This window comes from Bifidobacterium vespertilionis (genome assembly GCF_008698145.1).
GTDB lineage: Bacteria > Actinomycetota > Actinomycetes > Actinomycetales > Bifidobacteriaceae > Bifidobacterium > Bifidobacterium vespertilionis.
This window is the reverse complement of the sequence record NZ_RZNZ01000018.1, coordinates 53,919-65,361: the sequence shown is the minus strand read 5'-3', so window position 1 is coordinate 65,361 and position 11,443 is coordinate 53,919. Positions and strand designations below refer to the sequence as shown.

The window sequence follows — 11,443 nt, the reverse complement described above, 5'->3', positions numbered from 1 at the left end:
CACATCTCGCCGCGCGTGGCGTATTCCACGTCCTCGAACACCCATCTGGCCGCGCTCTTCGTGTCCGTCTCCATCTGATCCTCCCGTCGGTCGGTCAGGTGTTGCAACGATCACTAGAGCCCGCCCTGGGGGGACTGGGCGGGGGGGGGGAAAAAAAACTGGGCGGTTTGCCTGCTGGTTTTGCTGCCCGGCAACTGTTCCTGACGTGTTGCACCGTGGCGTGCTGCTCTCTGGTGTGCTAGTCTGCGCGCATTCTGTACTGCAAACTGGGCAGATCGGGACGCTGGTTTCGCAAACTGGGCAGATCCTGTCGGTTGGGGGCCGTTTTGGGGTTCCAGATGTACCGATCTGCCCAGTTTTCCGGGGAAACGTCCTCATTTGCCCAGTTTGATCCAGATTGTGCCGTAACTATGTCGCAAACTGGGCAGATCGTGCCATCGGCTTAACAAACTGGGCAGATCCAGTTATCTGGAGCCCAAAATCGCCCAAAATCGGTCTCCAGATGGCAGGATCTGCCCAGTTTGCGAATGTGATGGTCGGATTTGCCCAGTTTGCACGGCGGACTGGGGTGCGGACTGGAGTGCGGGCTGCGCGGCGGACTGGGGCGTGGGCTGGGCGTGGGCTGGAGGCGCTACTCCTGTGCGTTCGTCCCGTGCGGTTCTCCTGCGCAACACGCCGCTGAGGGCTTGTGGTACTTGGGCTCTCGAGTGTTTTGGACCAATCGCGGCGAAATAAGTTTTTTGATTTGACAAAGATAGTGAGTTGGTTTTACTATGTAATCAACGCCGCGGACGAACGTCCGGTCGGGCAGAGAAAACCGCAAGACACAAGCAAAGGAGCAACCCATGGGTCTGTGGGATGTGGACAAGATCGAGTACGTCGGCCGCGAGAGGGGCACCCAGGAGGGCCTCGCCTTCCACTACTACGACGCCGACAAGGTCGTCGCCGGCAAGAAGATGAAGGATTGGCTGCGCTTCGGCGTCGCCTGGTGGCACACCTTCAACCAGGAGCTCGTCGATCCGTTCGGCACCGGCACCGCGCATCGTCCGTACTACAAGTACGCCGATCCGATGGATCAGGCGCTGGCCAAGGTCGACTACGCCTTCGAGCTGTTCCAGAAGCTTGGCGTGGAGTACTTCTGCTTCCATGACCGCGACATCGCCCCCGAAGGCGACACCCTGCGTGAGACCAACGCCAACCTGGACAAGGTCGTGGACAAGATCGAGGAGAACATGAAGTCCACCGGCGTCAAGCTGCTGTGGAACACCTCCTCCCTGTTCACCAACCCGCGCTTCGTCTCCGGCGCCGCCACCTCCCCGTTCGCGGACATCTACGCCTACGCCGGCGGCCAGCTCAAGAAGAGCCTCGAGATCGGCAAGCGTCTGGGCGCCGAGAACTACGTGTTCTGGGGCGGCCGCGAGGGCTACGAGAACCTGTGGAACACCGAGATGAAGCGCGAGACCGACCACATCGCCAAGTTCTTCCACATGTGCGCCGACTACGCCAAGGAGATCGGCTTTGACGCCCAGTTCCTGATCGAGCCGAAGCCGAAGGAGCCGACGCTGCACCAGTACGACTTCGATGCGGCCACCGCCATCGAGTTCCTGCGTGCGCACGATCTGACCGACGTGTTCAAGCTGAACCTCGAGGGCAACCACGCCAACCTGGCCGGCCACACCTACCAGCACGAGATCCGCGTGGCCCGCGAGGCCGGCTTCCTCGGCTCCCTCGACGCCAACCAGGGCGACAAGCTCATCGGCTGGGACATGGACGAGTTCCCGACCGATCTGTACGAGACCGTCGCCGTGATGTGGGAGGTCCTGCAGGCCGGCTCCATCGGTCCGCGCGGTGGCCTGAATTTCGACGCCAAGCCGCGTCGTACCTCCTTCTACGAGGAGGATCTGTTCCGCTCCCACGTCGCCGGCATGGATACCTACGCCGCCGGCCTGCTGGTCGCCGACAAGATGAACCAGGACGGCTTCATCCAGAACCTGCAGGCGGAGCGCTACAGCTCCTACAACGAGGGCATCGGCAAGAAGATCGACGAGGGCACCACCTCGCTGGCCGAGCTCGAGGCCTACTCGCTGGACAAGCCGCAGTCCGAGCTGATCGCCGCCACCAAGTCCGATCACCTCGAGTCCGTCAAGGCCACGATCAACAACTACATCGTGGATGCGCTGGCCGAGGTTCGCTGACGGTCCGGTGGACCGTCGGCCGGCCAGCGCCGAGGGATCCACTACGGATCCCGAGGTGATGTTGAGCCCGCGTAGCGGTCTGCGATTGCGGTTGCTGGCCGAGGTTCGCTGACGGTCCGGTGGACCGTCAGCCGGCTTGCATATACGCAGATAACTGAATATTCATAACTGAATATTGGGCTCGTCGCCAATGCGCGTCGGGCCAATGCCGGCCGCCCTGCCTTTCCTGATCATCGGGGCGGTCGGCATACTCACCACTTTTCCTTACTCCTTTCCTTCCCCTCTGTAATGGGCCCGGCCGTTTCACCCTCGGCCGGGCCCTTTGTCTTTGATGGCGTTTGGTGCAGTTCGCGTTCGGTTCACGCAATGGATGCGCGCCGATTCAGTGAACTGGGCCTCCTGTGCGGTTTGCGATGGTAAATGGCTGAATGATGCGGATTTGGAAGTTTGGCTGTGGTGGGTTTTGCGCGCTTTCCAGTTCACTGAACATTCGCGATTTCATTGCGTGAACTGGAATATCAAATGAATGCTCGTTCTGATCATGCATCCGATTGACAAACAAGGTCGGCATATGTAGTATAACGTTGTATTAGAATTTCGAATAAATATCCGAAATTCTAGAAGAACGTGAACGTGGAAGTAAAGGTGCTGTCCAATGTCCTCGACTGATTCATTTGCCCATTATCCGGATTCCCGCCCGCCCTCAGTGTTCGAACGCCTTGGGTATGGCCGCGAGGATATCCTGTCTCGCCTTGAACGCAACTGGTACGAGATGTTCGAAGGTCCCAACAAGATCTACTGGGAAAGCGACGACGACTTGGGCTATGTGATGGACACCGGCAACAACGACGTGCGCACCGAGGGCATGAGCTATGCCATGATGCTCGCCGTCCAGTACGACCACCGGAACGTCTTCGACCGCATCTGGGGATGGGCCGTACGCCACATGCGCATGGACGGGGGCGACAATGCCGGCTACTTCGCCTGGTCCGTACAACCCGACGGCACCAAGAACTCGCTCGGTCCGGCATCGGACGGCGAGGAATACTTCGCCATGGCACTGCTGCTCGCCGCTCGCAGGTGGCAGGGCGGTTATGCCCGTCAGGCGCGTGAGTTGCTGGACATCTGCCTGCACAAAGGGGAGCCCGGTCAGTCGGAGACCACTGCGGACGGCAAGCCCAGTCCCAAGTTCCGCGGTCGGGCGATGTGGGATCCGGGCAATCATCAAATCCGCTTTGTGCCGGATGTGGATTGGACCGACCCCTCATACCATCTGCCTCACTTCTATGAGCAGTTCGAGCGATTCGCCGCAACATACAGCGAGGCGGACCGGCTGTTCTGGAAAGCGGCCGCGAAGGCATCCCGCGCGCATTTGGCCAATGCCGTCAATGCCCAAACCGGTCTCAACCCCGAGTATGCGGACTTCGACGGGACCCCGCACGCCGTGGATTGGGGCGAACACACCTGGTTCTATTCGGATGCCTATCGCACCGCCGGCAACATTGGGCTCGACGTGCTGTGGAGCGCAGCTTCCGGTGGCGTGGCTGATGATGGTAACGTAGCCGACGGCGACGCAACCAATGGATGCGGAGCCAGCCTCGAGCTCTGCAACCGCGTGGCCGCCCTGCAGCGTTTTCTGCTCACCCACGATCGCACCAGCGTCTACGCTGTGGACGGCACCCCGTTCGACGAGGTCACGCTTCATCCGGTCGGTCTGATCGCCGCCACTGCCGAAGGGTCGATCGCCGCCGAACATGCCGATCCGGATCGTTTCCCGGACGCCAAACGCAATGCCCGCGCATGGGTGGATCTGCTGTGGAACACCCCGATCCGCATCGGCCGGCGCCGCTACTACGACAACTTCCTCTACGCCTTCGCCTTCCTCGCACTCGCCGGGGAATACCGCTTCGAGTGGGACGATCGCGCCGATTCCAACACGAACAACGACTGCAAGGAGAACTGAGCCATGAATGCCAACCTTAGCCCTGGCATCATCGTGGATGCCGATCTTGTCATGATCGACGATCCGCGAGCCATGCCCGGCGTGCGCCGCGTGGCCGATTGGGTGGCCGACGACATCGCCGCCGTGATCGGAACCGTCCCGCGCCGCGTGGCACCGTCCCGGAACCCGGGAATCCGGCCCATCCGAACCGCGCTGATCTACGGCACGATCGGCCAAGGCGATCTCATTGACGAGCTCGCCGCCCAGTCCGTACTCGATCCCGCGATCATCGCCGGCGGTCGCGAACGCCATCTGACGCGGATCGTGGACCGGCCGCTGCCGGGCGTCGATCGGGCGATCGTGATCGCCGGCAGCGACAAGCGCGGAACGATCTACGGTCTGCTGCGCCTGTCCGAGCTGCTTGGCGTCAGTCCGCTGCGCAATTGGAGCGGCATCGAACCGGCCCGTCGCGCCTCCGTTGCGCTCGCGGCCGAGTCCGTGGAGGGCGTTAGCCGCGAACCGAGTGTGAAATACCGCGGATTCTTCATTAACGACGAATGGCCGGCCTTCGGCAACTGGTCGCGCATCCACTTTGGCGGTGCGAACGCGGAATGCTATGCGCGCGTCTTCGAGCTGCTGTTGCGCCTCAAGGGCAACTACCTGTGGCCGGCCATGTGGATCGACAACATTTCCCTGGACGGTCCGGGGCTCAAGGCGGTGGAACTCGCCGATGAACTCGGTGTGGTGATGAGCACCTCCCATCACGAGCCATGCATGCGCACCGGCGAGGAGTACGGTCTCATGCGTGGCCCCGATTCGCCCTACGGCGACGCCTGGGACTTCCTGGCCAATCGCGAGGGCATTACGCGTTTCTGGCGGGACGGCCTCAAACGCAACAAGCCATTCGAAAAGGTGATCACCATGGGCATGCGTGGCGAGCGCGATACGGCAATCATGGCCAACGCGACGATGGAGGAGAACATCGCGCTGATCCGCGACGTGCTTGCCACCCAGAACCAGCTCATGCGCGAGGAGATCGACCCTGATCTGGCCAAGGTGCCCCGGCAGCTTGTCCTGTTCAACGAGGTGGAGCGATTCTTCTATGGCGATCCCGGTGCCGGGGTGCCGGGATTGGCGGACGACCCGGAACTCGACGGCGTGACCGTGATGCTTTCGGACAACAATGTGAGCTACATGCGCACGCTGCCCGAAGAGCGCTACCGTTACCGCAACGGCGGTTGGGGCATGTACTACCACATGGACATGCATGGCGGCCCCGCTTCGTATGAATGGATCGCCTCCACGGCGTTGCCGCGCGTGTGGGATCAGATGAGCTGCGCCTGGCAGTTCGGCGTGCGCGAGATCTGGGTGGTCAACGTGGGAGACATCGCCACCAACGAGATGCCGCTGGCGTACTTCCTCGACATGGCCTACGACATGGATGCCTATGGTCCGTCGCATCCGAACAATGCGCAGGCTTGGCTGGATCGGTGGGTGGCGCGCAACTTCGGCGATGCCTTCGGACAGGAGGATCTGGCGCTGATCCGCGGTGTTCTGGACGACTATCTGCTCATTGTGGAGCGGCGCAAGCATGAGGTGATGCGTGCCGACACCTACCACCCCGCGCATTATGGGGAGGCCGAGAACCTGCTGCGGACCTGCGAACGGCTGCTGAGGGTGTGCGACGGACTCAAGGACCGATGCCCGGAGCGCGTTATGCCCGGATTCATCGAGCAGGTGTGGTATCCGGTGTGCGGCACCGCGAACCTCATGATGGCGTGGGTGCTCGCCGGACGCAACGCCTTGTATGCCCGGCAGAACCGTGTGGATGCGAACGCGCTTGCCGATCGTGTGGCCGATTGCATCCGCCGTGATCGTGAGATCGTTGACGCGTTCCACGACGTGGGCGACGGGCGGTTCGACGGGTTCGGCCTCTCCGAGCACTTCGGTTTCCGCGGATGGAGCGCCGACAACAACCAGTATCCGATCCGCCAATACGTGGAACCGGCTGGGCTGCCGCGTCTGATCGTCTCGTTCGAGGGATCGGATGCGTACAACATTGGCTCGAGGTGGCTGAACGATCGGATGACAATCGACCATTTCACCGATCCGCGTGTGGATGCGGTGACCATGACGCTGTCCTGCGGCAGCCGTGAGCCGGTGCGATATCGGATCGAGAACGGGTGCCCCTGGCTGTCGTTCTCGCGCTATCAGGGTGGTACGGTCTCGCATGACGATGTGACGATCACCATCGATCGTACGGCGCTGGCGGAGTGTGCGGCCCAGGCGGACGACGGCTGGATGATCGGCGAATTCACCGTGGTGGGTCTGATGTGCGAGCCCGAGGGCGGCTATGCCGTGCCCGAGCTGTGCGACGCCCGCGTCCATGTGAGCGTGCTCACCGCGCTCGAGGTCGATGATGGGCTGATCGTCGACGCGCTCGCCGCGGTTCCGGAGGGAACGAACGGACCGGCGTTCGTGCAATCGCGCGGCGTGATCGCCATCGAGGCCGACCATGCGGCGGCATCCGGGGAGGGGGCGGACGGATCGCGGTTCGAGCGCATCGCCCCGTACGGCAAAACCGGCGTGGCCATGCGCGTGACGCCCGCAACCTCGGTGGGCGACGTGGAACATGCCGAAGACGCGCCTTGGCTGGAATACCGGTTCATCACGTCGGCCGATGGCGATTATGAGCTCACGTGGGTCATGGCGCCCACCCTGCCGGTGGGCCGCGACGGCTCGCAGTTGGCCGCCATGCGCGTCAACGACGGGCCGATCGAGGTGCTCGATCTGGTGGAGGATCACGATCGCCCGTTCTATATGAGCCCGCAGTACACGCGCGAGGCCATCGACGCAGTCAAACTGCGCAGTGTGACGATCCGCTGCCGCAGGGGGCTCAATGCCGTGCGCTTCATCCATCTGACGCCCAACGTGGTGCTTGAGCGCGTGGTGATCCATCCGGCCGGCCGACCGCTGCCTGAATCGTATCTGGGACCGACGGAGAGCGCCCCGGTGCCGTGCCAATCCCCTGATGGCTTGGCATTCTAAGCGTGTGGCATTCTAAGCGTCTAACCCCCGCAGAAAGCCCGGATTCCGTCCGTTTGGCCGCGTAAAAGGAGACAATATGAACAACCCCATCCTCGCCGGCATGCATCCGGACCCCAGCTGGATCTGGGATGAGCTGCGGGAGGAGGCCGTGCTCGTCAATTCGAGTTTCGAGCTGACGCCCGGACTGCCCATCCATGTTTCACGTGATCTGGCGCATTGGACCCATGTGGCCGATGCGGTGCGCGGCGATCTTGCCAAGCGGCTGTTCCTCGACGTGGCGGGGGACTCGGGTGGGCTGTATGCGCCCACACTGCGCCGGATCCGCGGGAGGTACGTGATCGTCTGCACCACCATGCGCATCGATGGTGAAGTGGCGCTCGCGGCCGGTCATACGCAGGCCGAACTGGATGCGATGAATGCGGCGCGCGGCAATTTCGTCATAACCTCCGAAACCATCGAAGGGCCATGGGAGGGACCGTACTGGGTGGCTGGCGCGCATGGCATTGATCCCGATGTGTTCGAGGATCGCGATGGCACGGTGTTCTGGACTCAGACCAGACCCGCAGCCGACCCGCAATGGGATGGCCAGACCGAGGTGTGGACGCAGCCGATCGATCCCGAAACGTGGCAGCTTGCGGCATGGCCGGATGGCGGCGCGGGCAAGGTGATCCTGTGGCGTGGCTATGGGCTTGACGCCGTGTGGGCCGAGGGACCGCACCTGTACCGGTTCGGCGGCACCGGACCGGACGGCGACTACGTATATCTCATGACCGCGGAGGGCGGCACCGGGCCGGAGCACAGCGAGATGATCATGCGCGCCTATGCGCCCAGTGGATTCGCCGCCGCGGTGTCCCGCTTCATGGCCGAGCATCCGATCGACGGTCCGCTGCCGGGGGAGCGCTGCGTGATCGGGGCTGGCGGCGATGCGAAGAACCGCCTGTTCCGCGCATGCAAGCGCAATCCGATCCTCACCCATCGGCACTTGGGTGCGGACTACCCCGTGCAGTGCGTGGGGCACGCCGATCTGCTGCATCATCCGGAGCAGGGCTGGTGGCTCACCTGTCTGGGCGTGCGCGAATCCACGGGGGATCATGTGAGCTATCTGGGTCGCGAGACGTTCGTCGCGCCGGTGGGCTGGGAGAGTGGCTGGCCCGTGGTGGCGCCCGGATTGGGGCGGTTGCCCGAGCGGATCGGTGAGACTGAGACGGCTGATGAACCATTCGGCGATCGCGTGGTCCGCGCCGGCGACCCTGAACTGCTGTATGTCCGCGGCGATGGCTCAAAGGCGTACGTCCGCGTCGATCGTCTTGATTTCACGGTGATCGCGCCGGCTGCTGGCGGTTTGTCCCTGCGGCAGAACGATGCGCATGGCGTGGACGTGGCGATTGACGCCGATGGGCGGATTGCGGTCGAGCGGCGGAGCGGATCGACCGCCGGTGAACAGGTCGCTGGATCGGCCGTCGGATCGGCTATGGCGTTGGCGGAGCCGGAGAATACGGCGATCGGACTGCGACTGCATGATGATCGTCTGACGGCGTTCGCATGTCCGCCGCCGGATGCGTTGCGGGACGATCGGGACGCGCTGATGCTGCTGACGGCCGGGATGCCAAAGAACGCGACGATCGTGGCTGATCTGCCTGCGGCCTTCCTGAGCACCGATCGTGCCGGTGGGTTCGTGGGGTGCCTGGCGGGCGTCGATGCGGCAGAAGCTGGGCGGAAGTGAGAGGGGCCTGATCTGAGTGTGACCTTTCAGCCCCTCTCATCTGCCTTGCTCCTCTGCCCTTCTCAGCTGTCCTTCTCATCCATGGAACTCGAATTTCTTCAATCCATCCTTGGGATTCCGCCGGTTTCGACGGGAAATTCGAGTTCCGTGGATGAAGACGGTCGCTCAGGCCGTCACTGGCCGGGCGCTTCAGTCTGCATTGGGAATGACGCGGGCATCGGTGGCGTCATCCGGGATGAGCCCGTATTCCTGGGCTTCGGCGAAAATCATGTCCCTTCGCATGTCTTCGGTGAGCTCGCGGCTGGTCCCATTGCTGAATATGCCGTCGAACGGCGTCCGGTTTTCGTTGGCGACTTGGGTGACCATCATCTTCATGGCCATTGGCGTGGTGATGCCGTTGCGGGCGAATGCCGCGTCCGCTCGTTCCTTGATGTCGTCCGGGACGTTGATTTGGATCAGAGCCATAAGCAGCATCCTTATGTAATTCCTATGCAATATCATAGATGAAGTCAAGTGCTTTGCGCGTGGGGGTACGTGTCAGGTCATTAGTTTCGAAAGTGAGTCGAAAATCTGGCGTCAGTAGTGGGGGATTTTGGGCTGATTGAGACGTGAAAACGTCGCGGGGGGGGGGGGTATTCTGGTCATGATGCTCGAAACTGAGCGATGGTGATCGTTTCATTCAGTCCATGTGACTAAAGCGTCAAATCGTTGGAAATTAAGGCAACACGCCGATCTGCGCAGCGTTTGTGCAATGGTTTGACAAAGTAGTCACCCTGCTGTATAAAAGAATCACCTCAACGTTTCGAGGATAACATCTAAAGTTTCGGGACAGGAGAACAGAGATGTCACAACGACGTGGAATGAAGAAGGCCGTGACTGCTATCGCGGCGCTGTCTGCCGTCACCATGGCGCTTTCCGGCTGTGGCGGTGGCGATGCCGGATCCGACGGCACCCGTTTGGATGCCAATGGCAAGCCGCTGGTCAAGATCCGCGTGGTCAAGAACAGCAACACGGCGGCCATCAAGGATATGAAGTGGCCGGAGAAGCTTCAGGCCGCATGCGATTGCACGATCGAATGGGAGGAGGTGGATAGCTCGGCTTGGAGCCAGCAGAAGTCCGCCACTCTGGCCGGTGCCAACATCGCCGACCTGAACATCCGTGCCTACTACACCGGAGACCCGGACCAGTACGGCGACCTGTTCGAGGACTTCTCGCAGGACCTCGACAAGATGCCGAACGTCAAGGCCATGTTCGAGCAGTACCCCGACGTCCAGAAGATCGCCACCAACAACGAGGGCAAGCTTTACACGCTGCCCACCTACAAGGGCGATGCCTACAGCACCACCGGTCAGCACATGATCATCAACAAGACATGGCTGGACAAGCTGGGCCTTGAAATGCCCACCACCTGGGATGAGCTGGAGGAGGTTCTCAAGGCCTTCGTCACGCAGGATCCGAACGGCAACGGCGAGGCCGACGAGATCGGCATGAGCTTCCCGAAGCTCGAGACCAGCCAGATCACGTGGTACTCCCCGTACATGCTGCTCAACTCCCTGGGCCTGGTGACCAACTTCAACTCCTCGCCGTCCATGCAGGGCATCTACGTCAAGGATGGCAAGGTCGCCAACTTCTTCATCTCCGATGAGTACAAGCAGGTCACCAAGTTTCTGGCCAAGCTCATGAAGGAGGGCTTGATCTCCAAGAATGTGCTGTCGCAGGATTCCTCCACCTACACCAACGAGATGAAGGGCGATAGTGAGACCGCTCGCGTGGGCATGGGCTTCGCTTGGACCCCGCGTGGTGGCGTGGGCAACAAGCTGTACGACCAGTACGTCGCTCTGCCCCCGTTGAAGGCTGATGCATCCCAGTCCGATGACGAAATCACCTGGGATTCCTCTGGTCAGGTCGCTCCGGTCGTGACCAACTCCATGGCCATGGCTGCCGATGCCCCGAACAAGGACACCCTGTTCAAGATCATCGACACGTTCTACAGCGCCGACATGTCCGTCGAGTCCTGGTATGGCACCGATTACGTTGAGAAGACCGGCGACAAGACCTACAAGATCAAGCCCGAGAAGTATGAGCTGACCATGTCTCCCTCCCAGCTTATGGCCTCGTATATCTCCCCCGACATGAAGATCGAGGGTGACACCGACGCCGACGAGCAGCAGGCCACCGACGAGGTGTACAAGGAGTACTACACCCACTACGACCACGTCAAGGACACCATGCCGGCGTATGTGAAGACCAAGCTCGAGGACGCCACCACGATCTCGAACCTCAACACCACGATCATGAACTACGCCATGGCATCCACCGCCAACTGGATTCAGGGCAACACCAACATCGATGATGAGTGGGACACCTACGTGCAGAAGCTCAAGACCACCGGTCTCGACCAGCAGGTCCAGCTCTGGCAGGAGGCCTACGACACCTGGGTGAAGTGATCTGATTCATATCAGCTGAAATCGGGTGGAAGCATCCGGTCCCATAAGTCCGGGCACCGCAGTCGCCATCTGCGCGGAAACGGTACCC

The 11,443-nt window shown here is 61.7% G+C and carries 7 protein-coding genes; 5 read left to right on the top strand and 2 right to left on the bottom strand.

Going from position 1 to position 11,443, the window contains the following annotated elements:
* Positions 1 to 845: 845 nt before the first annotated feature.
* Complete coding sequence (xylA, locus tag EMO90_RS10925; protein WP_150353747.1) at positions 846 to 2,195, top strand: xylose isomerase; 1,350 nt, start codon at positions 846 to 848, stop codon at positions 2,193 to 2,195.
* Between the two features lie 382 nt (positions 2,196 to 2,577).
* Here xylA and EMO90_RS10920 read toward each other — a convergent pair whose 3' ends face one another.
* Positions 2,578 to 2,766 (bottom strand): hypothetical protein, encoded by a 189-nt coding sequence (locus tag EMO90_RS10920; RefSeq protein ID WP_150395000.1) that lies wholly within the window; start codon positions 2,764 to 2,766, stop codon positions 2,578 to 2,580.
* 84 nt (positions 2,767 to 2,850) lie between these two features.
* Between EMO90_RS10920 and EMO90_RS10915 the strand changes: the two genes are divergently transcribed.
* The 3 genes from EMO90_RS10915 to EMO90_RS10905 all read left to right on the top strand — a co-directional run bounded on the left by EMO90_RS10915 (position 2,851) and on the right by EMO90_RS10905 (position 8,908).
* Positions 2,851 to 4,158, top strand: coding sequence for a glycosyl hydrolase family 8 (locus tag EMO90_RS10915; RefSeq protein ID WP_150353746.1), 1,308 nt, complete (start codon positions 2,851 to 2,853; stop codon positions 4,156 to 4,158).
* A gap of 3 nt (positions 4,159 to 4,161) precedes the next feature.
* Entirely contained in the window at positions 4,162 to 7,185 is a 3,024-nt protein-coding gene (locus tag EMO90_RS10910) for a glycosyl hydrolase 115 family protein (RefSeq protein WP_150353745.1), read from the top strand.
* A 76-nt stretch (positions 7,186 to 7,261) separates the two neighbouring features.
* Positions 7,262 to 8,908, top strand: coding sequence for a glycoside hydrolase family 43 protein (locus EMO90_RS10905; protein WP_150353744.1), 1,647 nt, complete (start codon positions 7,262 to 7,264; stop codon positions 8,906 to 8,908).
* 189 nt (positions 8,909 to 9,097) lie between these two features.
* Here the strand turns inward: EMO90_RS10905 and EMO90_RS10900 are convergent, their stop codons facing one another.
* A complete protein-coding gene (locus tag EMO90_RS10900) occupies positions 9,098 to 9,373 on the bottom strand; it encodes a type II toxin-antitoxin system RelB/DinJ family antitoxin (protein ID WP_150353743.1) in 276 nt (91 codons plus the stop codon).
* A gap of 407 nt (positions 9,374 to 9,780) precedes the next feature.
* Between EMO90_RS10900 and EMO90_RS10895 the strand changes: the two genes are divergently transcribed.
* Entirely contained in the window at positions 9,781 to 11,355 is a 1,575-nt protein-coding gene (locus EMO90_RS10895) for a type 2 periplasmic-binding domain-containing protein (protein WP_190971968.1), read from the top strand.
* Positions 11,356 to 11,443: the final 88 nt, after the last annotated feature.

Coding starts and splice junctions, on each gene's coding strand:
- xylA (WP_150353747.1), top strand. CDS start 846: ATGGGTCTGTGGGATGTGGACAAGATCGAGTACGTCGGCCGCGAGAGG.
- EMO90_RS10920 (WP_150395000.1), bottom strand. CDS start 2,766: ATGCCGACCTTGTTTGTCAATCGGATGCATGATCAGAACGAGCATTCA.
- EMO90_RS10915 (WP_150353746.1), top strand. CDS start 2,851: ATGTCCTCGACTGATTCATTTGCCCATTATCCGGATTCCCGCCCGCCC.
- EMO90_RS10910 (WP_150353745.1), top strand. CDS start 4,162: ATGAATGCCAACCTTAGCCCTGGCATCATCGTGGATGCCGATCTTGTC.
- EMO90_RS10905 (WP_150353744.1), top strand. CDS start 7,262: ATGAACAACCCCATCCTCGCCGGCATGCATCCGGACCCCAGCTGGATC.
- EMO90_RS10900 (WP_150353743.1), bottom strand. CDS start 9,373: ATGGCTCTGATCCAAATCAACGTCCCGGACGACATCAAGGAACGAGCG.